This is a genomic window from Paraburkholderia sp. BR10141 (assembly GCF_056155635.1).
On sequence record NZ_JBMIQH010000038.1, the window covers coordinates 45,856 to 71,970 of the forward strand.

Sequence of the window (26,115 nt, forward strand, 5' to 3'; positions counted from 1 at the left end):
CAGGAGACCAGAAAAAACATAACGTACGTCGCATGACGGGGTGGCACGACGCCGGTTCAACGGGCGCCGTGCGTGGCTCACGTCGTGTACGCACGTCGGGGTCACAAAAACAACATGAGTACGCCTTACATAACAGCGGCGCCGCAGGCGGCCGCACGGGGTGTCTTCAAGCCGAGCATTCCCTTGTTCGGTCTCAACATCGCCGCCGTGTCGTTCGACACCGCGCTCGACGTGCTTTGCACCGCCGCCTTGCAGCGCGACGGCCGGGCGCGTGTCGCGGTCACGCCGAACGTCGACCACGTGGTGCGTCTCGACACGCAGCCCGATCTTCATCGTCTCTACCGCACCGCCGACTTCCTGTTCGCGGACGGCATGCCCGTTGTCTGGGCGAGCCGCCTGTTCGGCGCGCCGCTGCCGGAACGCGTGACCGGCGCGGACCTGTTGCCCGCCCTGTGCGAGCGCGCCCACGCAGCCGGCTGGAAAGTGGTGGTGGTCGGCGGCCGCCCGGGTCACGAAGCCACGCTCCTGAATGGCTTCGCGCAGCACTATCCGGGCCTCGACGTCGAGGTGATCGCACCTTCCATGACGTTCGATCCGACCGGCCCCGAGGGCGATGCGGTGGCCGGGCGCGTGCGCGCGGCCGCGCCCGATATCGTGTTCGTGTGCCTCGGCATGCCCAAGCAGGAACGCTGGGCCCTGCATCACGCGAGCAAGCTGCCGGGCGGCCTCATGCTGTGCGCCGGGGCGGCCGTCGAGTTTGCCGTCGGCCTGCAGCAACGCGCCCCCGTGTGGATGCAGCGCTGTGGACTCGAATGGTGCTGGCGCATCAAACAGGACCCCGCGCGCCTGTGGCGCCGGTACCTCGTGGACGACCGCCGCTTCTTCGCCATCCTGTGGCGTCACTGGCGCATGGCGCGCACGCAGCAGCGCGCGGCGTAAGGCCGCCGATGCGGACGCGGCCGGCTCATGTTCGGCCACGTCTCGCGCGGCGCAGGCTTCAAACCGCATTGCGGCCCGAGACGATCGACGGGATCGTCTTCAGCAGGATCTGCAGGTCGAGCCACAGCGACCAGTGCGTGATGTAGTAACGGTCGTACTCCACGCGGCGCTGCATCTTGTCGGGCGTATCGGTCAAGCCACGCAACCCGTTGATCTGCGCCCAGCCGGTAATGCCCGGCTTCACGCTATGGCGCAGCATGTAGCCGGGAATCAGCTGCCGGTACTCTTCGTTGTGCTCGGCCGCGTGCGGACGCGGACCCACGAGACTCATCGAACCGCCCAGCACGTTGAAGAGCTGCGGCAACTCGTCGAGCGAAGTCCGGCGCAGATAGCGCCCCACGGCCGTGATCCGGTCGTCGCCGCTGCGGGCCTGGCGCACGCCCTGCTCTTGTGCATCGCCCTCGTTCTCCGCCGCGACGCGCATCGAGCGAAATTTGTGCACGACGATCGCCCGGCCGTGCTCGCCGTTGCGGCGCTGCCTGAACATCACCGGGCCCGGCGAATCGAGCCGGATCACCAGCGCGATCGCGAGCATGACGGGCCACAGCAGCGCGAGCAGCAACGCCGCGCCGGCAATGTCGACCGCGCGCTTGAGCATGCGCGAGAGCCCCAGAATCGGCACGTCGTGCAGTGCCAGCAGCGGCACGCCGGCCAGGTCCGCTCCGGTCGTCGCGACGTCCTCCAGGTAATGCAGCTCGGGCACGAGATAGATCGCAGCCGTCGAATCGTAGAGGCGCGTCACGATGTCGGCCGTGATGTCCTTCACTTGCGTTGCGTCGGCTCGCGCCATCGCGGCCTGCCCCATCGCGAGGAACACGATCTCATAGTCGTTCGCGAGGATGCGCATGGCGGCGTCTTCATAGCGGCCGAGATACGGCGGCAGCGTTTCCCCGTCACGCGGCGTGGCAGGCGCATCGTTGTAATAGCCCACCACGTGAATACCGAGAATCGGCGAACGCTGCAGGCGCAGGTTCAGCTTGCGCGCCTCGCGGCCCATCCCGAAGAACACCGCGCGGCGCAGGTTGCCGGGCGCGTTGTTGACGCTGTGGGCCACGCCGCGCAATACAGCCAGGCCGACGAGTTGCAGCGGCAGCGCAATGGCAGCCCACTGGACGACCAGCGTACGCAGGGCCGTCGTGCCGCTATCGCCATGCGTCGCGAACAGCAGCACCATGAGCGCGACCGGCAGCCGGCACCAGCGCCATGCGCCGCGGCCCAGCATCCACCAGAGATGACGCGCGCTGGCAACCAGGTGAAAGCGCGCAAACACGACGAACGCGGCCACGGCGAACGCCCCGGTCAACGCCCGCGTGTACGGCGTATCGCCGGTCTGTCCGCGCAGCAACAACAGCGCCACGAGCGCGCCCGTATTGAGCGCCGCGCTGATGACACCGACCAGCGCCATAAAGAGGCGGTGATGGTGGGTCGACTGGGTGGACATGACGGGTTCGGCCAGTATGTGCGACTGTTTTATACGCCTGATTGGCATGACGGCGGGATTAGACCGCGAGGGGAATGACCGTCTGCGCAAGGCGCAACAGCAGCAAGCGGCGGCAGTCGATTCGCCCAAAAGGCGAAACCCGAGTCTCAAACGCTTGCGATTAAACACACGAACCGAACGTACGCGCTTTTTTAAACATGGAGCGCTATTCGTAGTGCAAGACGGCCGCTCCCCGTCGGCCTGACGGCGCAGACTCCTGATCCGGCAGCGCGAGTGGTCTAGATTCGCGCCAATAGCCCGGAATGGAGAACGGCCATCCCAATTCGCGCGTATCTTACCAGCGCATTATGAATTTGCGTGATCCGGAAAGATAGCGCCGTGAAAACGCGCGGTATCGTGGCGAATTTGCCGATGCGGCTGATTTAACGCCGCCGTAATTAGTAGGGTAGGTTCGGGGCTTCAATAAAAATGAATAGCGATTTCTTGCGCGCGAATGGGGCGAATTATGTTCGCGCAAACGTTTGTTCAAGCGAATCGAAATGCGCGGGAGCGCCCGGCGTTATCGCCGGGGCTGCTGCGCCGCGTTCGAGCATCCAGTGGCTCGCTCAGTGGCCCGCATAAATCGACCGCTCGCCGACGCTGGCCACGACCGGCGCACCCGCGTCCGAGCTGCCCGTCATCGCCACGCCGCCGACCGCCGTGCTGCCCGGCGCGGCCTGCTGGTTCTTTTGCGCCTGCTCCTTGGCCACGATCGCCTCCGCGTGCTGGATGTCATCCGGGTAGTTGACGTCCTTGGCCACAGGACGATACCCCGCCTGCTCCAACCGCACGAGATCGTCGATCACCTGGGCGCGCGTGACCGGCGCGTTGGCCGGGTCGGCGGGGGTGGCGGTCTGTGCGAAAGCGGCAGCGGGAGCGGCCAGGGCGCAGGCAACGAGCAATGTGGAAACGAGTGCTTTCATGGTGTTCACCTCTCAATGAATGGCCGCTGCATCGGGAAGGGATGCCGCCTCAGCCACCCTCGGCAATGTCGCGAAGGTTGAACGCATTCTGGTCGCGCGGCGCTGACCCAAAGCTGACCTGCTGATTACGAGTTCGTTATCTGGGCGCAGCGCGCCCCCTGCGGCCAGCGTGCTTGCGCGGCAAAGATGACAAATCCGTAATGTCGAGGTCAGGACCGGGTAAGCGCGCCCTCCCGATACTTGCGCCACTCCCGCCTCAACCCGGACCCCGTCATGTGGATCGTCAAACTGGCTCTCAGACGGCCTTACACGTTCATCGTGCTGGCCGTACTGCTTTTCATCCTCGGGCCGCTCGCCATCATGCGCACGCCCACGGACATTTTTCCGAACATCAATATCCCGGTGGTCAGCATCGTCTGGACCTACAACGGCTTCTCCGCTGAGGACATGGCGCACCGCATCACCTCGAACTACGAGCGCGCGCTGACTTCGGACGTGGACGACATCGAGCACATCGAATCCCAGTCGCTCAACGGCGTGTCGGTCGTGAAGGTGTTCTTCCATCCTGGCGCCGACATCAACCGCGCGATTGCCGAGGCCGCGTCCAACTCCGCGTCGATCCTGCGTGTGCTGCCGCCCGGCACGCTGCCGCCGAACATCATCACGTACAACGCCTCCACGGTGCCGGTGCTGCAACTGGGCCTGTCCAGCGCGACGTTGCCCGAGCAGTCGCTTTACGACCTCGGCAACAGCTTCATCCGCACGCAGCTCGCGACCGTCCAGGGCGCGGCCGTGCCGCTGCCCTACGGCGGCAAGATCCGCCAGATCATGGTGCAGCTCGATCCGAAAGCGTTGCAGGCCAAAGGTCTTGCACCCGCGGACGTCGTCAACGCCGTGAACGCGCAAAACCTCATCCTGCCCGGCGGCACGGCGAAGATCGGTTCGCGCGAATACAACGTCGAGATGAACGGCAGCACGCAAACCGTCGCGGCGCTCAACGACCTGCCCATCAAGACCGTGAATGGCAGCGTGGTGTATGTGCGCGACGTCGCGCACGTGATCGACGGTTACGCCCCGCAAACGAACATCGTGCGCGCGGACGGCAAACGCGCGGCACTCCTTACGGTCGAAAAGACCGGCAGCGCCTCGACGCTCACGATCATCCAGCAGGTGAAGGCCATGCTGCCGACGATCGCCGCGGGCCTGCCGAGTGCGCTCAAGATCACCCCGCTCTCCGATCAGTCCGTGTTCGTGAAGTCGGCGATCTCGGGCGTGGTGCGCGAGGCGCTCATTGCGGCTTGCCTCACCGCCGCGATGATCCTGCTCTTTCTCGGCAGCTGGCGCGCCACGCTCATCATCGCCGTGACGATTCCGCTCGCCGTGCTCACGTCGCTCATCGCGCTCGCGGCGCTCGGCGAGACCATCAACATCATGACGCTCGGCGGCCTCGCGCTTGCGGTCGGCATCCTCGTTGACGACGCCACCGTCGCTATCGAAAACATCACGCATCATCTGGAGCGCGGCGCGCCGCTGCACGACGCCATTCTCAACGGCTCCGGCGAGATCGCCGTGCCGACGTTCGTCTCGACGCTCTCCATCTGCATCGTGTTCGTGCCGATGTTCCTGCTTTCGGGCGTGGCGCGCTATCTGTTCGTGCCGCTCGCCGAGGCCGTGGTGTTCGCGATGTGCGCGTCGTACTTCTTCTCGCGCACGCTGATTCCCACGCTCGCCATGTATCTGCTGCGCGCGCGTAAGCCTGACGCTGCGCCCAGGCGCGGCATCGCCGGTGCGTTGACGCGCTTTCAGGCGGGCTTCGAACGACGCTTCGAAGCGGTGCGCAACCGCTATCGCGCGCTGCTTCAGGCGGCGATTGCGCAGCGCCGCCGATTCGTGGTGCTGTGGCTCGCGCTGTGCCTCGGCTCGCTCGTGCTCGTGCCGTTCACCGGCCGCGACTTCTTCCCCGCTGTCGATACCGGCGAAATCCGCCTGCACCTGCGCGCGCCTACCGGCACGCGCATCGAGGAAACGGCCCGCATTACCGACGAAGTCGAAGCGAAAATCCGCAGCGTGATTCCGCCCGCCGAACAGGCCGCGGTGCTCGACAACATCGGCGTGCCGGTGAGCGGCATTAACCTCACGTATGACTCGTCGGACCCCATCGGCCCCGAAGACGCAGACGTCCTCATCACGCTCACGCCGAAGCACCAACCCACCGCGCAATATGTCGCGAAGCTGCGCAACGTGCTCAACGCCTCGTTTCCGGGCGTGACCTTCGCGTTCCTGCCCGCCGACATCGTGAGCCAGATCCTGAACTTCGGCCTGCCTGCGCCCATCGACGTGCAGATCGTCGGCAACAAGCTCGCGCAAAACCGCGTCGTGGCGAATCATCTGCTCGACCAGATGCGTGGCGTGCGCGGCCTCGTCGACGCCCGCATCCAGCAGCCCGGCGACGAGCCCACCATCAACGTCGACGTGGACCGCACGAAGGCGTTGCAAGCGGGCCTCACGCAGCACGACGTGGCGCAGAACCTGCTCATCGCGCTCTCGGGCAGCTCGCAAACCACGCCCAACTTCTGGCTCGATCCGAAGAACGGCGTGAGCTATCCGCTCGTGACCGAGGTGCCGCAATACGATATCCATTCGCTGCAAACACTCGCCAATATTCCGCTGACGACGTCGCAATCCGTCACGTTCTCGCCGCAAAACCAGCTCGGCACGCTCGGCACGGTCTCGCGCAGCTCGCAGGAAGCCGTGGTGTCGCACTACAACGTGCAGCCCGTGCTCGACATCTTCGCGTCGACACAGGGACGCGACCTGGGCGGCGTCGCCTCCGATGTGAACCGCCTCGTGAACGCCGCGCGCGCGCAACTGCCGCCTGGCTCGTCGATCGTGATGCGCGGCCAGGTGCAGTCGATGAACGCCTCGTTCAGCGGCCTCGCAGCGGGCCTCGTGTTCGCCATCGCGCTCGTGTACCTGCTGATGGTCGTGAACTTCCAGTCGTGGCTCGATCCGCTCATCATCGTGAGCGGTCTGCCGGCCTCGCTCACCGGGATCGCGTGGATGCTGTTCGTCACGCAGACCACGCTCAGCGTGCCGGCGCTCACGGGCACGATCCTCTGCATGGGCATCGCCACGGCCAACAGCATTCTCGTCATCAACACGGCGCGCGAGTCGCTCGCCGCGGGCATGGAGCCGCTCGCCGCCGCGCTCGATGCGGGCTTCAACCGCTTTCGCCCGGTGCTCATGACGGCGCTCGCGATGCTGATCGGTATGTTGCCGATGGCGCTGGGTCTCGGCGACGGCGGCGAGCAGAACGCGCCGCTCGGGCGCGCCGTGATCGGCGGCCTCGCGGTCGGCACGCTTTCCACGCTCGTGTTCGTGCCGGTCGTGTTCGGCATGGTGCATGGCTGGCTCGCGCAACGCCGCGCCGCGCGCGATGCCAGCAACGATGCGCAAGCCGATACAACCACTCACGTTGAATAAGGATTCCATAATGAAATCGCAGACACCGCACGAAGAACGCGATGCCGCGGCGCGAACCGCAACGCGAGGTCGCTCGGCTGTCGTCGTCGGCCTGACCTGCCTCGCTATCGCCGCGGCGCTCCTCACGGCGGGCATCGTACCGCGCCTCCAGGCGCGCACGGCGCAAGCGCAGCAGGTCGCGGCGCAGCGTGAGCTGATCGTCTCCACCCTCACGCCCACGCGCGCACCCGTCACGCAGGACCTGTTGCTGCCCGGCTCGGTGATGTCCTGGGCGGACGCGTCGATCTACGCGCGCACGAGCGGGTACGTGCAGCACTGGTACGCGGATATCGGCGCGCACGTGAAGGCAGGCCAGACGCTCGCGCAGATCGACACGCCCGAACTCGATGCGCAACTCCAGCAGGCGCGCGCCGACGAAGCCACCGCACAGGCCAACTATCGCTTCGCCAGCAGCACGGCGCAGCGCTGGCAAACGATGCTGCAGACGCAATCGGTCTCCGAGCAGGACGCCCAGGCGAAAACGAGCGATGCCGCCGCGAAACTGGCCACGCTCCAGGCGGCGCAGGCCAACGTGGCGCGGCTGCAGGAGCTGGTTTCCTACCAGAACGTAACGGCGCCTTTCGACGGCGTCATCACGGCGCGCAACGTGCAAGTAGGCGCGCTCGTCACCGCGGGCGGCACGCCCGGCCTCGCCACGATGCCAGGCGAGCTGTTCCATCTCTCGCAGACCGACCGGCTGCGCGTGTATGTGGACGTGCCTCAGGACGACGCGAGCCTCGTCACGCCAGGCACGGCAGTCTGGCTGACGACGCAGCAATATCCGGGCCGCCGTTTCGAAGCCAGCGTGGCGCGCAGTTCGAACGTGATCGATCCCGTGAGCCGCACGTTGCACGTGGAAGTCGATGTGGACAATCACGACGGCGCGCTGATGCCCGGCGCCTACGCGCAGGTGCACCTCGCGCTCACGGCGGCCGCGCCGGCGCTCGAACTGCCCGTGAGTGCGCTGCTGTTTCGCCCGGACGGCGTGACCGTCGCGGTGGTGGATGCAAAGAGCATGGTGCAATTGCGCAAGGTGACCATCGGCCGCGACTTCGGCACCTACGTGGAAATCGCCACCGGACTCGCGCCGACCGATCGCGTCATCAACAATCCCGGCGACGCCATTGCGAGCGGCCAGAGCGTGCGCGTGGCGGCAGCCTCGACGGCTGCGCAAGCGAAAGCGTAAGCGAGGCTCATCATGTTCGAACGCCCTCTCCCTGCGCTGCGCCGGATCGTCGTCGCCTTCACCGCAGCATCGCTCGCGGCGTGCACCACGTTGCCGCACTACAGCGTACCCTCGACGGACGTGCCTGCGCACTTCGCGACACAAACGACGCAACCCGCAGCGGCACCCGGCTGGACCGTCGCCGCGCCCGCCGACGCCCAAACGCGCGGCCCATGGTGGACGCTCTTCGGCGACAACGACCTCGACCAGCTCGAAGCCCGCGTGGACGTGTCGAACCAGAGCGTGCGCCAGGCCGTTGCCAATCTCGAAGCCGCGCGCGCGATGATCGACTATCAGCGCGCGGGCTATGCGCCGACCGTCACGGCGGATGTGGCGGCGCAGCGTTACCGGACCTCGCAGAATCTCGTGGACCATTCGCTTGCGGGCAAGACGATTCCCGATTACTCGACGGGCCTCACGGCAAGCTGGGAACCCGACCTGTTCGGGCGCGTGAAGGACGCGACCACCCAGGCCCACGCCAACGCCCAGGCCACGCAAGCCGACCTCGAATCGGTGCGCCTTTCGGTTGCGAGCCAGCTGGCGACGGATTACTTCGATTTGCGTTCGCTCGATCGCCAGAAGAAGCTGCTCGACGACACCGTGAGCGCCTACACGGCGGCGCTGCGCATCGTGCAGCAGCAGCTCGCCGACGGCGCGATCGACGCCTCCGCCGTCGCCCAGGCACAGACCCAGCTCGAGAGCGCGCGCACGGCGGATAGCGACATCGACGTGCAGCGCGCGCAGCTTCAGCACGCCATCGCCACGCTGATCGGCGTGCCCGCTTCGACGTTCAGTCTGCCGCCGCGTGTCGATCCCGCCGCCGTGCCGTCGATTCCCGCAGGGGTGCCCTCAGCGCTACTCGAACGGCGTCCCGACATCGCGGCCGCGGAGCGGCGCGTGGCGGCGGCCAATGCCGGGATCGGCGAGGCGCGCGCGGCCTTCTATCCCGATCTCACGCTCTCCGCGACGGCGGGCCTCGAAAGCACGTTCTTCGCGCCGTGGCTGAGCGCGCCCAGCCTCTTCTGGTCGCTCGGCTCGCAACTGGCGGGCACACTCTTCGACGGTGGCCGGCGCGACGCCACGCTCAAAGGCGCGAACGCACAATACGATGCGGCAGTAGCCGGCTACCGGCAAACCGTGCTGACGGCGTTCCAGCAAGTCGAAGACAACCTGAGCGCGCTCGACACGCTAGCGAGCGAAGCGCAAAGCCAGCAGCGCGCCACCGCCGCCGCGCAACTCTCGCTCAGGCTCACCACCAACCGCTACCAGGCGGGCGCGGTGAACTATCTCGACGTCGTGACGGCGCAGACCATCGCGCTCTCGAACGAACGCAACGAGGAGCAGATCGCGGCAAGGAGGCTCGATGCGAGCGTGCATCTGCTGGAGGCGCTCGGCGGCGGCTGGGACCGCGCGGCGCTGAGCGACCTGAGCGCTAGGAACGGGCGAACGTCAGGATGAACCGCGTGCTTGCCGCGTCGCTTTCGGCGCGCGCCGAGCCGCCGTGCAGCGCCATGATCGTGCGCACGATCGCGAGCCCCAAACCCGCCGAAGCACCCGCACGCGCCTCGCGATGGCGCGACGCATCCGCGCGATAGAAGCGATCGAAAATGCGTTCCATCAGCGCGGCTTCGATCGGCGTGCCCGGATTGGCCACCGTGACCTCGACGGCCCGTGGCGTCTGCTCGACGCTCAGCGTGATCGCCGCGCCGCGCGGCGTATAGCGCAGCGCATTGGCGAGCAGGTTGCCCACGGCGCGCCGGAACAGCTCCTTGTCCGCGCGCAGGCGGCCCTCGCCCTCCACGCGGATTAGCACGCCCGCCTCGTCGGCGAGACCTTCGAAGTAGTCGGCAATCTGCGTGAGCGCATCGTGCACGTCGAACTCCGCGAGTGTCGTCATGAACTGCGGGTGCTCCGCACGCGCGAGAAAGATCACGCTTTCGATCATGCGCGAAAGCCGTTCGCATTCCTCCAGATTCGATTCGAGCAACGCCTCGTATTCGGCCGTGGTGCGCTCGCGTGCGAGCGCCACTTCGTTCGCGCCGCGCAGGTTGCCGAGCGGCGTACGCATGTCATGCGCGAGATCCGCCGTGTATTGCGACATCCGCTCGAAGCCCCCGTGCAAACGGTCGAGCATGGCGTTGAGCGATTTCGTGAGCGCTTCGAGCTCGCTCGGCGCGCGTTCGACTTCGATGGGCGTATCGAGCCGGTCGACCGTGACCGTGGCCGCGCGCGCCGCCATCTCGCGCAGCGGACGCAGCGACTCGCGCACGAGCAGCCAGCTCATGAGGAACGCGAGCAGCATGCCCGCCAGGCCGAAACCGTAGAGCCGCTCGCGATAGTGATCGAGCAGCTGCCAGCGATCGGTCATGTCGCGTGCGATGACGATGGTGACGGGCGTGCCGTCCGCCAGCGCGGCGTCGGTAGCGAGTCCGCGCACGGGTACGCCGCGCGCGTTGCGCCATGCCACCACGTCGCCTTCGGTAATGCGTTGCGTCGGCGGGAGACGCCGCGCGAGCGCCGCTTCTGGAAACGCCGCGTCTGCAATGCCCGCCGTGTTGTGCTCGACCAGTTGCGCACCGCCGGTACCGAGTATTTCCATGGAAAGCGCGGGATTGCCGAGCACCTGGCTCGTGAGCCGCTCCGCATGTTCGCGCACGTCGTGCTCGTTGTGCAGTTCCTGCGCGAGGCGGCGCGTGTGGCGCGAAATCAGCACAATATCGAGGTCGTCCTGCTGCTTCACCTCGCGGTCCAGCGTGAAATAAAGCGTGCTGCCCACAAGCGCGAATACCGCGAGCGTGGTACCCGCGAAACTCAGCGCGAGGCCTGTGGCGAGCGAGCGCACAGCCATGCGCGGCATCAGGCGTTCCCTTTGATTTCGGCGACGTAGCCCACGCCGCGCACCGTGTGGATCAGCTTGACGTCGAACGCGTCGTCCACCTTCGCGCGCAGGCGGCGGATGGCGACTTCCACGACGTTCGTGTCGCTGTCGAAGTTCATGTCCCACACGTATGAGGCGATCTGCGTGCGTGTGAGCACTTCGCCCTGGCGGCGCACGAGCAGCTGCAGCAGCGAGAACTCCTTCGGCGTGAGGTCGATGCGCGTGGCCCCGCGTTTCACGCGCCGGCGCGTGACGTCCACTTCGAGGTCGCCGAGCAGCAGCACGTCGCTCTCGCGCGGGGGGCCGCGGCGGGCCAGCGTGCGCACGCGCGCGAGCAGTTCGACGAAGGCGAACGGCTTGACGAGGTAGTCGTCCGCGCCCAGCTCGAGGCCCTTCACGCGGTCGCTGATGTCGTCGCGCGCGGTGAGGAACAGCACCGGCGTGGTGTGCGTGGCGCGCAGCGTCTTGAGCACCGTCCAGCCGTCCATTGCGGGCAGCATGACGTCGAGCACGATCACGTCGTACGCCGCCTCTTTCGCGAGAATCAGGCCTTCCGCGCCGTCCGCCGCGACATCCACGGCATAGCCGGATTCCTCGAAGCCCTTCTTCAGATACGCGCCGGTCTTCGGCTCGTCTTCGATTACGAGAATGCGCATCGCCGTTCAATTTTGAGTGTGTCCGGCTCAATTGTATGCGCTCCCTGGCCCGCTGCGCCTATCGCTGTGCATCCTGCATACGGTAACGCTGCGTGGCTTCGTCGAGCGCCGCGCGGGTCACGCGCACGAGCGAGGCGTCGACAGCCGCCAGCAGGTGCTTGCGCGAGCCGCCGCGATCCCATGCGGCGGGGCCCGTGCGGCCGCCGCCCTTCGTCGCGATGACGAAGCGCTCGCGCCGGCCCTTGAGCCAGCGCCCGACGATTGCTTCTGCGAGTCCAACCTGCTCGGACGATGGGTAGATATCGGCCGTATCGATGAAGTCCACGCCTTTGTCGGCCGCGCCATCGAGAATCGCGCGGGAGGTTGCCTCGTCGGTCTGCGCGCCGAACGTCATAGTGCCGAGGCACAGACGCGCCACGGTCAAGCCGGTCGCGCCGAGCTTGCGATATTGCATGAGCGGAAAGCGTGAAAAGACTGGAGGGAATGGGGCGCCCGCAGGCTGCCCCGTCAATGCCACCTAAAGGCGCCTGGACCGCGCCAGTCAGAACTTGTGCATGATCCCCGTCTCGACGAGCGTCTGGTTCCTTCCCGACGAAGGCGAAGCCGTATAGATCTGCGCGTACGTGCCCGGACCGCTTGCTCGCTGGTAGATGCCGATGAGATACAGCTCGGTGCGCTTCGAGAGCAGGTAGTGGCCCGCGAGATCGAGCTGGTTATAGTGCGTGGAGCGCCCGATCGAATAGTTGCCGAGCGTGTAGACATACGAGAGCCCGACTTCCACGAACGGCGTGAAGAGCTTGTACGCCGATGCCTCGAAGTTCTGCAGGCGCAATCCCGTCGAATCGGAATAGTTGAACAGCACGTTCGTATAGTTGCCGAGCACGTGGAACGAACCGAAGTCGTAGCTGCCGCCCACGCCCATGATGCGCTGCTGATTGGTGCCCGCGCCCGTCGGGCTCGTGACGAACGGCGAGCTGAAGCCCCAGCCCGTGCTGTCGACCGCGCCGCTCGTGGTGTTCGAGGGCACCGCGTTGCTGCGCCGGTTGAACTGCGTGAACGCCGCACCGACCTTGAGCGGGCCGCGCGCGTAGGTCATCGCACCGCTGAACCCGTTGTTGTTCGAGAACTGTGTCGAGTTCGAGAACGCATAGCTGCCCGCGAACGAGAAGCCCGAGTAGGTGGGCGAGGCATAACGCACCGCGTTGTTGAAGCGGTTCGTGAAGAACATGTTGTCGTTGTCGCCAATGTGCGCGCCGTACCCTGCGAAGACGTTCGAGGCCGTGGCGAACCACATGGTGTTCGTCATTTCCTCGTACTGGCGACCCATCGTGACCGTGCCCGCCCGGTCGTTGCTCAGGCCCACATACGCCTGGCGACCGAAGATGCCGCCGTTGAGCATCGCGCCGTTCGTGATGTTGAAGCCGTTTTCCAGCGTGAAAATGGCCTTGGTGCCCCCGCCGAGATCTTCCACGCCGCGCAGGCCGAAACGCGGCGGCATCATGCCCGCATTGGAAAGCGCAAAAAGATGATTGCCCTTCGCGTTGCTCACGTATTCCAGCGACGTCGAAATCACGCCATAGAGCGTCACGCTGCTCTGTGCGTGTGCCACGTCCACGCCCACTGCGCCCAGCAGCAATCCCGCAACCGCGCTGGATACCAGGATCGCTACGCGCGTGCGTTTGACTGCCAATTCTCCTTGCTTCATTTCGTCTCCTTAGTCATGCTGATTGTTATGTTTAGTACCTGGATCGCCCGGCCCCCTTGCACCGGGGGCCGCCTTCCCCGACTCAGTTTCCCCCGGCCGCGGAAGCTGGCGCCGAACCGGACGCCTGAGCGCCGCTCTCCTCGCTGCGTGGCGCTGCGCGCCCCCAGATCGGCAACGGTACGAGCTGCAGCAAGGTTGCGATCACAACGAGTCCGATACGCACGGTCCAGCCGCTCTCGTAGAAGCTTGCGAAAATCGCGGGCGGCCCGAGCAGCACGCCGAGATAGGTCGCCTGCGCAACGAGGCCGCTCGTCGCGCCCATCGTCGCGAGGCTCGGCGCGGCCGCCGGCACCATCGTCCAGATGAGGCCGTTCAGCAGGCCGATGCCCACCGAGAACACGCACACCGCCGCGACCGCGCCGCTCAGGCCCGTCACCGGCAAATAGAGGCCCACCCCGCCGGCGAGCGCGACCACGCCGCCGACCGACGCGATCAGGCGCGCACTCGTGCCCCCCTTGAGCAGATGCCCGACCGACAGGCAGCCGACGCACACGAAAACTTCCGCCACCGTGCCCACGCCGGCCGCCGTGCGAATCGCCACGCCAAAGGTTTTCGCGAGATACACGGTGAGCGCGGCCATGATGCCGGTCTGGATGAACGCCGAAGCCCCCGAAGCCAGCGCCACGCGGTAGGGCCGCGGGCTCTTCACCACGGTCCAGATGTCGGCAAGCCGGCGCGCGGCCATCTGCTGCGTCTTGGCCGGCAGCAGGAAGCCGGCGAGCGCGAGCGCCGCCATCAGGATGGCATGCCCGCCGAAGGCCCAGCGCCACATTTCGCCGCGTTGCGCGAGCGGTGCCACAACGCTGAGCGTGAGCCCGATACCGACCGCCGTATGCGAGGTCCAGAGGCCGAGCGCGATGCCGCGGCGCGCACCGCTCGTGGTGCGCATGATGAGCGTGACGGCGCCCACCGTGAGCGAAAGATAGCCCACGCCTTCGAGCAAGCGGCTCGCGAACAGCATGTTCACGTCGTGCGCCGCCACCACGCCGAGGTTGCCCGCGAGTGCGAAGAGCGAACCGCCCACGATCACGCGCTTGTCGCCGATACGGTCGACGAGCCAGCCGCCGAACAGGGCCAGCACGGCCGTGATGAGCGAGGGGATGGAAATCACCCAGCCAGCCGCCGCATGCGAAAGACCGAACTGGTGCGCGATGTCGCCGATCACGGGCACCGACTGCGTGACGAGCGAGGTCGCCACGGTCCCGTAGAGATAGAGCAGGATGATGCAAGGCCAGCCGCCAGGGGTCAGCATGTTGTGTCTCCGATATCGATATGTGTGTTCTGTGTTGCTAGTGCGCGCCGGCGAACCGCACATTATGGGGCACCGCCGCGCGCATCACTCGTGCCCCGATTGCCTAATTCCAGCCCAGCAACCGGCACAGGTTGCCGCCCATCACGGCCGCACGATCGGCAGCGGACAGCCAGGCGAGCGTCTCGCTGAAGTGCGTCACGCACTGGCGGTACGGGTGATGCAGACGCGAAAGGTCGCTGCCCCAGACGATGCGCTCGGCGCCGAACGCGTCGAAAACCTGCCGCAATGGCGCCTCGATCGAGCGGAACGGCCAGGGATCGAGCGCATAGTCGCCCACGCCCGCCGCTTTCACGTGCAGGTTGGGGTGTTGCGCGAGCGCCAGCAATTCGGGCAGATGGTCGAACGCAGCCGGGCCGCTCGCGCCGCGCGGCACGCCCAGGTGATCGACGATCAGGCGCAGGCGCGGAAAGCGCCGTGCAATGGCGTGGGCCTCGCCTAGCGCGCCCGGTACGTGCAGCGCGACCACGAGCCCGCTTTCCTGCGCCACCGGCCACACGCGCTCGTAACGGCCTTCGAGCAGCGGCGCCAGGCGCTCAGGCGTGTTGAACAGGAAGCGTACGCCGAGCATGCCCGGCTCGTCGCGCCAGCGCTCGATGGCGGCGGCCGGGTCCGTCACATCCGCGCCCAGCAAGCCCATGACCGCGAAACGCTCCGGCTCGGCCTGCGCGAGCGCGAGCGAATAGGCGTTGCCCTGCGGGTCCCACAGCGGCGGCACGAGCAGGACGCGGTTCACGTCCGCGCGCGCCATCTCGTCCACGAGCACGTCGCGCGTGATCGGCGTGCGGCGGTGATGACCCGTCGAATCTCCGCTCACCCATGCGTGCACCTGGGCATCGACAATTTGCATGCTATTTCTCTTTTATTTCGTAGTGGATTACCGGATTGACGACCGTTGCGCGTGCATGGATCAGTCGCCGAACAGGCTGCCCGCGCCCGCAATGCGGCCTTGCCAGCCCGCCAGACGCAGCACCGCCCACAACGTCGCCTGATTACTCGTGACGACCGGCATGCCAAGCGCGGCCTCCAGCTCGTGCGCGGCCTCGAATGCGCGCACGTTCGCGCACGAGAGCAGCACCGCACCGATGTCCGCATCGATCTGCTCGCGCACGATTGCCGCAATGCGCGCCGGCGTCATGAGCGCGGCCTCTTTCGCGTCGGTGAAGCCGAGCGATACCGTGCGCGCCACCGCATGTCCCGAGGCTTCGAGCGACTCGCGCTCGATGCGCGAGAACTCGTCGGCGAACGGGCACACGTGCAGCAGGCGGTCGGCGCGCAGCGCCGTGAGCGCTTGCTTGATCGCGACCATCGTGTTCGTGGCGGGCAGGCCGAGACGCTCGCCCACGCGCGTGGCGAGCAATGCGTCGCCTTGCGCGCCGTGCGCCACGCTCGCGCCCGTGCAGTTGAACACCACGGCGTCGGGCGAAAGGTCCTTCAGGTATTCCGCTTCCTCGGCGGCTTCGAGCCAGGCCCCCTGCAGACTTTCCATCGTCACGCGTCCCCCCTCCTTCCTCAGGCGGATGCGATGCACGTGATACGAAACGTCCTCGGGGCAGAACAGACGGAAATCGTCTTCGGCGATCGTGTTCAGTGAAGGCACCACCATGCCCACGCGTAATCTTTTCATTTCAGTCCTCTGTTGCACGGCGCTAAAGGCGCGCCGCGAGTCTGAACCAGTGTATTTTTTGTGACTTTGCGTCACCAATCGGAAAGCGGCCGCCGCAATCGGTTTTTGCTGAACCCGGAACGTCAAGTCCCGCTGCGATCGTTGGCCGACGGCATGACGTGGGCCGCCTCGCGCTGCTGCGCAAAGCCTTCGTCGAGCGACTCGAGCGTCTTGCCGCGCGCCTCGATGCCGACGAACAGATAGGTCACGCCACAGAGTAGCAGGCACAGCGCGAGAAACTGGAACGCCGGCACGATCACGCCGAGCGTGGCCGATGGCATCACCATGTTGCTCGACCCCGCGACCCATGCGAGTCCCACCGGGCCGATCATCTTGCCCACCGACCCCGCGAGGCCCGCGTAGCCCGAACCGCTGCCGCGCAGCCGGGTGGGCCAGATCTCGGTGGAATAGACCGCGCACACCGAAAAGCTGCCGTCGGCGAACACGAATGCGAGCAGCAGCGGCAGCCAGAACCACGCGGGTGTGAGCAGGTCGCCGTGACCCACGTAGCCCGCCAGCAGCGCGGCAATGGCGGCGGCAATGGCGAAGTAGCCGCCGGTGCGCCGTCTGCCGATACGGTCGGCCAGGCTCGCGGCGGCAAGCCGCGAGACGATGCCGCACACGCTGAAACCGATCATGAAGCGCGAGGCGCCAGCGGGCGTCACTGACTGCACCTGGGCGAGCAGCGTGGGCGCCCACAGCACGATGCCGTAGTAACCCGAGATCAGCCCGATGTTGATGAGCGTGGCCGTCACGACGCTGCGCGGGTATGAAAAGATCTCGGACCAGCGCGCAGCGGGCGCGCGGCGCACCGCACTCTCCGCGTTCGCGCTTTCTTCTTCGCGCCATTCGGCCGCGGTGCCGAGCGCCCACTGCACGGCGCGACGCGCTTCTTCGCGGCGGCCCTGCAGGCTCAGCCAGCGCGGCGACTCCGGCACATAGAACGCGCCGATCAGCGCCACGAGTGCGGGCGCCGCACCGACCGCGAAGGTGAAGCGCCAGCCGATCGCCGGAATCACGAAGGCGCCGCTGAACGCGCCGAGCAACAGACCGCAGGTCGTGATGGCGGAAACCACGCCCGTGAGCGCGGCACGCCGGCGCGGCGGAATGAATTCGTTGACGAGCGCGATCTGGATGAAATAGCCGCCGGTGCAAAAGCCGATCACCGTGCGCAGCACCGCCATGTAGATCCAGCCGCCCGCGGGCGTGAATGCGAGGCCGAGGCTCATGGCTGCGAGCAGCAGCAGCGAGATGACGAACACGGGCTTGCGGCCGAAGCGGTCGGCCATCATGCCCCAGACCACGCCGCCGACGATCGCGCCCGCGCCCGAAGCGAGCAGCACGGTGCCCATCATCCCGTAGGTCATGCCCCACGGCTTGACGAGAAACGCCATGATGAAGCCGATCAGATAGGCATCCCAGAACTCCAGCATGCTGCCTACGCCGATCAGCGCGAGCAGCATGCGCTGGTTTTTGCTCAGGACGCGCTGGTCCTGGAATGGGCTTTGCCCGCTCTGTATGAGTTGCATGAAACCTCCGTCTCCTTAGAGGCGCGCCGTCTTGTGCGGCACCGATATCATTGTCAGGAGACCTGATTCTAGTGAGCCGCCGACTTTCAGCGGCATAGAAAAAGAGCGGGCCGTCATCAGTTATTGCTGTGCGGCTCGCGAGAGCCACGCTCAGCTATCGAGCGTCTTGCGCGCGGCGAGCTGCGGAAAGCGCCACGCCCACGTCAGCGCCACGAGGCAGGTCAGCGCGCCGCCCAGCACGACCGCACCCACGGGCCCCATCACGCTGGCGAGCGACCCCGATTCGAATTCGCCGAGCTGATTGCTCGCGCCCACGAAAATCGCGTTCACGGCGCTGACGCGGCCGCGCATCTCATCGGGTGTTTCGAGCTGCACGAGCGTCTGGCGAATCACCACGCTCACCATGTCCGCCGCGCCCGTCACGATCAGCGCGAGCATGGAGAGCCAGAGACTCGTCGATACGCCGAACACGACGGTCGCAACGCCAAACACGCCGATCGAAGCAAGCAGCGTCACGCCCACGCGGCGCCGGGGCGGGTAGCGCACGAGCCACAGCGACATCGCGAACGCGCCGATCGCGGGCGCCGCGCGCAGCCAGCCGAGCATGGCGGGGCCGCCGTGCAGGATCGTGTCGGCGTAGATGGGGAGCAGCGCCACGGCGCCGCCGAACAGCACGGCGAAGAGATCGAGGCTGATCGCCGCGAAAATGATCGGCTTGCGCCAGACGAAGCGCAGGCCGCCCATCAGCGCGTCGAGCGATGCGGCGCGGCGCTCGCGTTGAACTTCACGCACCTTGAGGCCGAGCGTGAGCAGGGCTGCCGCGAGAAATAGCAGCGCCGCGACCGCGTAGACCGCGCCGATGCCGAAGCTCACGAGCGCCCCGCCCAACGCCGGCCCGAGTATCACGCTCGTTTGCGAGCCAGTCGAGACGGCGGCCATCGCGCGGCTCAGGAGCGGCGCCGGCACCGTGGAAGGCACGAGCGCCTGCAACGCCGGCATCTGAAACGCGCGCGCCGTGCCGAGCAACAGCGAGGCCAGCAGCAGCGCGTCGCGCGTGAGGCCGTTGCGGTGCGTGGCGAACGCCATCGCCGCGGCGACGACACCCTGCACTGCAAGGCAGCCGAGCACGATGCGCGGGCGCCGCCACGAGTCGGCTGCGTGTCCCGCCGGCAGCGTGAGCAGCAGCACCGGGAAGAACTGATAGAGCCCGACCAGTGCGAGCGCCCACGCGTCGTGCGTGAGCGCGTACATTTGCCAGCCGATCGCGACGAAGAGCATCTGGATGCTCACCGTCCACGCCACGCGCACGGCCAGCAGGCTGCGAAAGGAAGAAAAGGACAACAACGCGTCATGCGCGCGCGCAGGCGCGAACGCGACGGTAGGTTCGTTCGACATCTCGGTGAAAACCCGGGGAAGCGCAAGCCTGCGCGGCCTGCGAAAAAGAAGGAAAAGCGCTGACGCCTTACGCGCCCTGGCCGCCCGTCATCGCCTGCGCGTTGCGGCGCACGCTGCGCAGAAACGTTTCCTGCACGTCGTTGGGCTTCCAGTCGCGCCGCGCCGTGATGCCGACGAGCGGGCCGTCCCACGGCACGTCGATCGTGAGCGGCGCGAGCAGTCCGAAACGCCGTTCGCTCAACACCTCGGTCCAGCTCAGCACGGTCAGCATGTCGCTGTCGAAGAGCGTGATGCGAATGGTGGAAAGCGAATAGGTCTCGATGCTCGCGAGCGGCGGCGCGCCATCGGAAAACACGTATTCGTAGGCTTCGCGGCGCGGCGAGCTGCGCGGCGGCAAGATCCACTGGAAGTCGCGCAATGCATCCACTGTCACGGCGGGCTCGCGCGTGAGCGGATGATCGCGCCGCGCGACCACGCAGTAGCGCTCGTGATAAAGCGGCTCTTCGACGAAATCGAACGACTGATCGGGATTCTTCAGCACGCCCAGCATGAAATCGATCTCGCCACGCAGCAGCTTGTTGAGCAGTTGATCGTAGGTGCCGTTGATGATCACCACGTGCGCGTCGGGGAAGTGCGCGTTGAGTTCGCGAATCGCGCTCACGATCAGGATGGACGGGTCGAGCAGCAACACGCCCACCGTTACGCTGCGCTCCACCGGAAACTGGTACGCACGCAGTGCGTCGGCCATCGCGGCGATCTGGTTCGAGATCGTCTGCAACTGGCGCGCGAAGGTCTGACCCACCTCCGTTGTCGTCACGCCGGAGGCCGAGTGCCGGTAGAGCGGCGCGCCCAGATTCTGCTCGAGCGTGCGCGCAGCGCGCTGCAGCGAAGCCTCCGTGATGCCCAGCAGCCGCGCGGCCGCGCGAAACGAACCGCACTCCGCAATGGCAATGAGGCAGCGCATCTGCGTGCGCGTGATGCCGCCCGCGAGTACGGCCGGCGACACGTTGCGCGTACTGCCCACCTGCGCCACCGCATCCTGCGCGGCCTGCAGGATCTTGCGCGTGCGCACGAGCGCCGCGACGCCCGCAGGCGCGAGCCAGGTGCCCGTGGTGGAACGCTCGAAGAGGCTCACGCCCATCAGCATTTCGAACGCCGCGAGGCACGACGTGGTGGCCGGTTGCGAGCGCAACAGCTCCTGCGAGGCCTGCGTGACGTTCTCGTGACGCGCCACCGTCTCGAACACGCGCAGCTGCCAGAGGCTGGGCAGCTCCGCGGGGGCTTCCTTCTCTTCGACAGGTGACGCGACGACCGAGGCCATAGTGCAGCTTAATCCCTGCGTGACTAGCGCAATGAACGTGATGAGCGAGACATACGATCGATATACCACAGCGCACGCGCAGCGCGCGACCAGGTCTGCTACCCGGTCACCTTGTTGCGCAGCGTGCCGATGCGGTCGATGATGATCTCGCACTCGTCGCCGGGCTTCATGAACACCGGCGGCGTGCGCGAAAAACCCACGCCGCTCGGCGTGCCCGTGGCGAGAATGTCGCCGGGGCACAGCGGCGCGATCGCCGAAACATACTCGATGAAGCGCGGAATCTTGTGCACCATGCTGGCCACGGTGTCGTCCTGCATGACCTGACCGTTGAGCCTGGTCTGGATGCGCAGCGTATCCACGTCGCCCACTTCGCCGCGCGGCACGATCCAGGGGCCGATCGCGCCGCTCTGGTAGAAGTTCTTGCCCGGCGTGATCTGGCGCGTGTGGAACTGCCAGTCGCGCACGCTGCCCTCGTTCATAATCGTGTAGCCCGCCACGTGCTCGAAGGCATCTTCCGCTTTCACGCGATAGCCCGGCTTGCCGATCACCACGACCAGTTCGCCTTCGTAGTCGAACTGTTCCGAAACCCCCGGATGGCGCAACGGCTGTCCGTGCGCTGCCAGCGAATCGCTTGCGCGCGCAAACAGCGCCGGCTGCTTCGGCAGTTCCTGCACGCGGCCCGCGCTCTGCACTTCGTTGTGGTGCTCGACGTAATTGAGCGCGAGACACCAGATATGCGTCGGGTCGGCAATGGGCGGCAAGAACGTGATGTCCGCCAGTGCGTAATCGGCCTGACCGGCCACCGCCCGTGCAACTTCGTGCGGCAGGTCGGCGGCGCAAAGCGCCTTGAGCGTGGGGTAGTCGGCGCCGATGCGCTTGCCGAGATCGATCACCTTGTCGCCATCGACGATGCCGTAGGTATCGCGCCCTTCTACCGAAAAGCTCGCGTATTTCATCGAAAATCTCCTCTGAATGCGTGACGTGCGCGGTGCATGCGCGTTAGACGAGGCCGGCATAGGAGCCGCCGTCGAGCTGCAGGTTCTGTCCCGAGATATAGCCCGCCTGCGCGCTGCACAGGAAGGCGCAGGCGTCGCCGAACTCCATCGGGTCGCCCAGGCGCTTCGCGGCGATCGTCGCGGCAATGCGCTGTTTGGCTTCTGCCACCGTGATGCCGTCTTTTTTCGACATGCGATCGGCCATATAGCGCTGACGGTCGGTGTCGAAGCGCTCGGGCAGCATGTTGTTGATCGTGACGTTGTCCACGACACAGTCGCGCTGCACCGATTTGCTGAGCGCAGTCAGGCCGGCGCGCACGGCGGCGGAAAGGCCCATCATCGCGCTCGGCGACTTCACCATCGCGGAGGTGATATTGACGATGCGGCCGAACTTGCGGCTGCGCATTCCGGGCACGTACTGCTTGATGAGGAAGATCGGCGCGAGCATGTTGCCTTCCACGGCGCCCAGCCAGTCCTCGCGGGTCCAGTCGGCGATCTTGCCCGGCTCCGGTCCGGCGTTGTTGTTCACCAGAATGTCCGGCGCCGGACACGCGGCGACGAGCGCTTCGCGCCCCGCTTCCGCATTCAGGTCCGCGACGACGATGTGCGCACGGTTGCCCGTTGCCGCCTCGATTTGCTGCGCGGCGGTTTCGAGCCCGTCGGCATGACGGCCGTTGATGTACACACGGCAGCCCTCGCGCGCCAGCGCGGTGGCGCATGCGAGGCCGAGGCCGCGCGACGACGCGCAGACGAGCGCCGTCTTTCCTGCGATTCCAAGATCCATGGGTTATCTCTCGCGTTATTGTTGCTTCAGTCCTGGCAGCGATACTTCAGGCCGGGATAGACATTGAGTGCGTTGTTGCAGAACACGTCGTGACGATGTTCGCTGCACAGATGCGGCGTGGCGCTGACGTAGCGCTTCGTGTCGTCGTAGTGGTGGCCCGTGCGCGGGTCGATGCCTTTCACCGCGCCAATCATCTCCGAGCCGAACAGGATGTTCTTGTGCGGCACGACTTCGGTGAGCAGGTTCACGCCCGCCTGGTGATACACGCAGGTGTCGAAGAAGAGATTGCTCATCAGACCTTCTTCGAGCGCCTGGAAGCCCATGTCCTGCGCCAGCCCGCGATAACGCCCCCAGTGATACGGCACCGCGCCGCCGCCATGCGGAATCACGAAGCGCAGCATGGGGAAGTCCTTGAACAGCTGCGGCGCGAGCAGGAACTGCATGAATGCCGTGGTGTCGCCGTTCAGATAATGTGCGCCCACGTGGTGAAAGCACGGGTTGCACGAACTGCTCACGTGGATCATGGCCGGCACGTCGAGTTCGACCATCTTCTCGTAGAGCGGATAGTAGTGACGGTCCGTGAGCGGCGGATCGGTCCAGTAGCCGCCCGAAGGATCGGGATTCAGATTGCAGCCGACGAACCCCAGCTCCTTCACGCAACGTTCCAGTTCGGCCACGCAGGCGCTCACGTCCTTGCCCGTCGACTGCGGCAGCTGGCACACGCCGGCGAAGTTCTCCGGATACAGCTGTACCACGCGATGAATGAGGTCGTTGCACACGCGCGCCCATTCGATGCCCTGCTCCAGCGTGCCGAGGTGGTGGCCCATCTGGCCCGCGATCGGCGAAAACAGCGTGAGATCGAGGCCGCGCTCGCGCTGGACCTTGAGCTGGCCGCCTTCCAGCGCCTCGCGCAATTCGTCGTCGCTGATCTGCAGCGGCGCGCCGTACACGGGGCCCGCGTGTTCGAGCTGCCTGCGCCGCCATTCGTGCAGCGTCTTGGGAACGGTCGTGAAGTGACCGTGACAATCGATGATCATGGAACGCTACCTGGTTCGTTGATAAAGGAACGAGCGACTAGTCCTGCCACGCCACGAGGGGCGTCGCCTGCTTGACGAAGCGCTCAGGCGGCTTTTCGCCGGTGTCGTAGCTCATGCCGTCGCCGATGCGGATAGAGTTGAAGCGGCTTTTCGCCGTCATGCGCTCCTGCGAGATCCAGTGCTCGTGCATCTGGCCGAAGGGGCTCATCCAGTAGTCGAAAATCTGGCTGCCCAGCGCATGGCGGCCAATGCCGCGCACGTGGTCGTATTCGCGCTGATGAAGATGGTCGTAGCCGAAGAAGATGTCGTCCACGCCCTCCACCTGGTACGACACGTGATGCAGACCGGCACGCGGCCCCCGCAGCAGGAAGACGATGTGATGGTCGACGGGCGTGTCGCCGAGATCGATGCGATTGAACTGGCCGATCACGTTCTCGGGTTCGCCCACGAACAGTTCGTCGGTGGGCATCACGCCGAGCGTACGTTGATACCACTCGATCGAACCGGGCAGGTTCGGCGTGGCGAACGCCGTATGCGCGATGCGCTCCACGCGTGCCGGGCCCAGCACGCGGCTCTCGCCTTGCGCGTCGCGCACGAGCGCGCGCGGTGCAAGCCGCGCAACCGGTTCGCGCTCCGTGACGAACTCCAGCCACAAGCCGTTGGGGTCCTGTAGCCGCACGCGACGGCCGCCACCGGGTTCGTCGATATGCTCGATGCCGCGCGCGCCGGGCAGCTTCGCGAGATCCGCGAGCAGCGCGGCGTCGCGCAATTCATACGCACAACTTATGACGCCGGGCTCGCCCAGTTCGGTTACGTGCAGAAAAGGCGCTTCGCCCACGCCGCGCATGTAGAGGCGCTGGTCGTCGCGATGGACTTTCACCATGCCGAAGTCATCGAGAAAGGCTTCCATGCGCCCGAGATCGGGGGCGCTCAGCCGGACGTGGGCCATGCCTGAAATGGTCGAAGCCAAGTGTGTCTCCGTATCGTGTGCTGTGGTGCTGTGTGATGCGTGTGCGCCCTTAGCCGAGAATATCGGCCACGGGGCCATACAACTCTTCGAGCGTATAACGGCGCGAAATGAGCCGCTGCTCGAAGGCGTAGCGAATGGCCAGTTCTACGGCCGGGGCCAGCTTGTCGAATCCTGTGGGTTGCAGATCGATCGCGCCCTGCGGTTTGCCCTGCTGCGCGCGTTCCTTCGCCTCGCCCAGCAGGCGATAAACCTCGCGCACGGCTTCCGGGTGGGACTGCGCAAGCGAGCGCTTGACCGTCACCACGTGGTTGATCGGCACCGCGTGGTTGCGCGCCTGCCACGCGGCGGCGGCCTCGGCCGGCGCGGGAATCAGCGGACGAATGCCCGGCTCGCCCGAAAGCCCGCCGGCCGCGATGATGGCGTCCACCTCGCCCGCGCGCAGCATGTCTTCGAGGCTCGCGGTCGATTCGAGCCGCGCAACCCACGCGGGTTCCTCGTAGTCCGCCACGTGCGCGCCCTCCTGGCTCAACCACCGCACGTCGGGAAGACGCACGCCGAAGTCATCGGTGAGGATGCCACGTACCCACGTCGGCGTGGTCTGCGTGTAAGCGCGCATCGCCACCTTGCGCCCGGCCAGCTCGCTTGCGGTGAAGGTCGCGTCGTCAAGCACCACGATGCTCTTGTGGTGAAAGCCCCCGTTCATCACGAACGGCAGCATCACATATGGCTTGCCTGCCTCGAACGCCTGCAGGAAGGTGATGATCGCCAGCTCGGCCACATCGTACTTCTCATGGCGCACGACGTCCTTGAAGGCCTTTTGTGCGGTGTCCACCGCGGCGAAATCCAGATGCACGAGCGGCGAAGCGAGCGTGCCGTCCTTCAGAGGCTGCGTCTTGGGGTAGGTCCCCAGCATCGTCGGGATGGAGAGGGTTTGAACGGTTGTCATCGTCTGCCTCCTGATTAATATGGAACCCTATGCATCGGCAGCCGGGTCGAGAAACACCGAAGCGATTGGCGCTAGCTCCGGAATCAGCCGCTGCGTGTGGGCGTAGCGCACCAGCGCGTCGAACGATCTTGCGTTCTGCGCGAGGCCGTAGGGCAGCGGATCGCCAACGAGTTCCGCGAGGCGGCGGTAGCGCTTGTCTTCCGCGCCGTCCGCCGCACCGCTTTGCACGCGGGCGAGGTAGTTTTCCTTCGCCGAGACGAAGGCCGCGAATAGACGACGCGGCAAACCCGGCATTCGCGCCAGCACGTCGTTGCGCACCACGATCACGCCGTGCAGCGGGTAAATGCCCGTGCGGCGATACCAGTCGGCCTCTTGCGCCGCGGCGTTCTCGACGAGGTCCACGAGGCGGTCGTCCAGATCCGCGCCCACCCCGGCGAGACCGCCGAATGCCGCTTCGATTTCGCCCGCTTCCATCATGGCGGCAAGCGACGTATCGTTCGCCACGCGCCGCACATTGGCGGGCGGCACGAAGGACTCGACGTTTTCTTCTTCTTCGGTGAGCCACGTCACCTTGCCAAAATCGACGCCGTATTCCTCGGCGAGGATGCCGCGCGTCCACACGGCCGCCGTAACCGAATACGCGCGTACGCCAACGGCCCGCCCCTCCAGATCCCTGGGATGGCGAATCGACGATTCGCGCAGCCGCTGCAGGCCC

The 26,115-nt window shown here is 66.3% G+C and carries 21 protein-coding genes and 1 pseudogene; 4 read left to right on the plus strand and 18 right to left on the minus strand.

Annotated elements, in window-relative coordinates; genetic code table 11:
* Positions 1-114: 114 nt before the first annotated feature.
* Positions 115-939, plus strand: coding sequence for a WecB/TagA/CpsF family glycosyltransferase (locus tag ACOJB8_RS34360; RefSeq protein ID WP_069263374.1), 825 nt, complete (start codon positions 115-117; stop codon positions 937-939).
* Positions 940-997: 58 nt separating this feature from the next.
* On the opposite strand, the gene ACOJB8_RS34365 is transcribed toward ACOJB8_RS34360, so the two are convergent.
* On the minus strand, positions 998-2,440 hold the full coding sequence (locus ACOJB8_RS34365; RefSeq protein ID WP_475016608.1) for an undecaprenyl-phosphate glucose phosphotransferase: 1,443 nt from the start codon (positions 2,438-2,440) through the stop codon (positions 998-1,000).
* Between the two features lie 605 nt (positions 2,441-3,045).
* Positions 3,046-3,402 carry a DUF4148 domain-containing protein gene (locus tag ACOJB8_RS34370; protein WP_342948701.1) on the minus strand — a complete coding sequence of 119 codons (357 nt, stop codon included), beginning with the start codon at positions 3,400-3,402 and terminating at the stop codon, positions 3,046-3,048.
* A 273-nt stretch (positions 3,403-3,675) separates the two neighbouring features.
* On the opposite strand from ACOJB8_RS34370, the gene ACOJB8_RS34375 reads away from it, so the two are divergent.
* Genes ACOJB8_RS34375 through ACOJB8_RS34385 form a run of 3 tightly spaced genes read left to right on the plus strand, consistent with a single transcriptional unit; the run spans position 3,676 to position 9,607 of the window.
* Entirely contained in the window at positions 3,676-6,885 is a 3,210-nt protein-coding gene (locus tag ACOJB8_RS34375) for an efflux RND transporter permease subunit (RefSeq protein ID WP_475016610.1), read from the plus strand.
* A gap of 10 nt (positions 6,886-6,895) precedes the next feature.
* On the plus strand, positions 6,896-8,110 hold the full coding sequence (locus ACOJB8_RS34380) for an efflux RND transporter periplasmic adaptor subunit (protein WP_475016612.1): 1,215 nt from the start codon (positions 6,896-6,898) through the stop codon (positions 8,108-8,110).
* A 12-nt stretch (positions 8,111-8,122) separates the two neighbouring features.
* Complete coding sequence (locus ACOJB8_RS34385) at positions 8,123-9,607, plus strand: efflux transporter outer membrane subunit (protein ID WP_475016614.1); 1,485 nt, start codon at positions 8,123-8,125, stop codon at positions 9,605-9,607.
* Here the strand turns inward: ACOJB8_RS34385 and ACOJB8_RS34390 are convergent.
* The 16 genes and pseudogenes from ACOJB8_RS34390 to ACOJB8_RS34465 all read right to left on the minus strand — a co-directional run.
* Positions 9,582-10,997, minus strand: a complete 1,416-nt coding sequence (locus ACOJB8_RS34390) for a heavy metal sensor histidine kinase (RefSeq protein ID WP_475016633.1) — start codon at positions 10,995-10,997, stop codon at positions 9,582-9,584. The genes ACOJB8_RS34385 and ACOJB8_RS34390 overlap by 26 nt on opposite strands.
* An 8-nt stretch (positions 10,998-11,005) precedes the next feature.
* Positions 11,006-11,683, minus strand: a complete 678-nt coding sequence (locus tag ACOJB8_RS34395) for a heavy metal response regulator transcription factor (RefSeq protein ID WP_069263361.1) — start codon at positions 11,681-11,683, stop codon at positions 11,006-11,008.
* Positions 11,684-11,783: 100 nt separating this feature from the next.
* Positions 11,784-12,137: pseudogene (locus ACOJB8_RS34400) on the minus strand (aldo/keto reductase); the annotation flags it as partial.
* 87 nt (positions 12,138-12,224) lie between these two features.
* On the minus strand, positions 12,225-13,388 hold the full coding sequence (locus ACOJB8_RS34405; protein ID WP_083245180.1) for a porin: 1,164 nt from the start codon (positions 13,386-13,388) through the stop codon (positions 12,225-12,227).
* 82 nt (positions 13,389-13,470) lie between these two features.
* The gene (locus tag ACOJB8_RS34410) at positions 13,471-14,700 is read right to left on the minus strand and encodes an MFS transporter (protein ID WP_069263357.1); all 1,230 of its coding nucleotides are present in this window, start codon (positions 14,698-14,700) and stop codon (positions 13,471-13,473) included.
* Positions 14,701-14,803: 103 nt separating this feature from the next.
* Complete coding sequence (locus ACOJB8_RS34415) at positions 14,804-15,607, minus strand: amidohydrolase family protein (RefSeq protein WP_069263355.1); 804 nt, start codon at positions 15,605-15,607, stop codon at positions 14,804-14,806.
* Positions 15,608-15,667: 60 nt separating this feature from the next.
* Positions 15,668-16,384: a maleate cis-trans isomerase family protein gene (locus tag ACOJB8_RS34420; RefSeq protein ID WP_069263352.1), complete on the minus strand. Its 717-nt coding sequence runs from the start codon at positions 16,382-16,384 to the stop codon at positions 15,668-15,670.
* Between the two features lie 122 nt (positions 16,385-16,506).
* Positions 16,507-17,952: an MFS transporter gene (locus tag ACOJB8_RS34425; protein ID WP_475016618.1), complete on the minus strand. Its 1,446-nt coding sequence runs from the start codon at positions 17,950-17,952 to the stop codon at positions 16,507-16,509.
* Between the two features lie 150 nt (positions 17,953-18,102).
* Entirely contained in the window at positions 18,103-19,347 is a 1,245-nt protein-coding gene (locus tag ACOJB8_RS34430) for an MFS transporter (RefSeq protein WP_475016620.1), read from the minus strand.
* Positions 19,348-19,414: 67 nt separating this feature from the next.
* Positions 19,415-20,668: a LysR family transcriptional regulator gene (locus ACOJB8_RS34435; protein ID WP_069263346.1), complete on the minus strand. Its 1,254-nt coding sequence runs from the start codon at positions 20,666-20,668 to the stop codon at positions 19,415-19,417.
* Positions 20,669-20,766: 98 nt separating this feature from the next.
* The gene (locus ACOJB8_RS34440) at positions 20,767-21,624 is read right to left on the minus strand and encodes a fumarylacetoacetate hydrolase family protein (RefSeq protein WP_475016622.1); all 858 of its coding nucleotides are present in this window, start codon (positions 21,622-21,624) and stop codon (positions 20,767-20,769) included.
* Between the two features lie 43 nt (positions 21,625-21,667).
* Positions 21,668-22,447: an SDR family oxidoreductase gene (locus ACOJB8_RS34445; RefSeq protein ID WP_475016624.1), complete on the minus strand. Its 780-nt coding sequence runs from the start codon at positions 22,445-22,447 to the stop codon at positions 21,668-21,670.
* Between the two features lie 26 nt (positions 22,448-22,473).
* A complete protein-coding gene (locus ACOJB8_RS34450; protein WP_069263334.1) occupies positions 22,474-23,484 on the minus strand; it encodes an amidohydrolase family protein in 1,011 nt (336 codons plus the stop codon).
* A gap of 37 nt (positions 23,485-23,521) precedes the next feature.
* The gene (locus tag ACOJB8_RS34455) at positions 23,522-24,454 is read right to left on the minus strand and encodes a VOC family protein (RefSeq protein WP_475016627.1); all 933 of its coding nucleotides are present in this window, start codon (positions 24,452-24,454) and stop codon (positions 23,522-23,524) included.
* Between the two features lie 49 nt (positions 24,455-24,503).
* A complete protein-coding gene (locus ACOJB8_RS34460; RefSeq protein WP_475016629.1) occupies positions 24,504-25,400 on the minus strand; it encodes a substrate-binding domain-containing protein in 897 nt (298 codons plus the stop codon).
* Between the two features lie 27 nt (positions 25,401-25,427).
* On the minus strand, positions 25,428-26,115 hold a 688-nt coding region (locus tag ACOJB8_RS34465), incomplete at its 5' end, for a substrate-binding domain-containing protein (protein WP_475016631.1).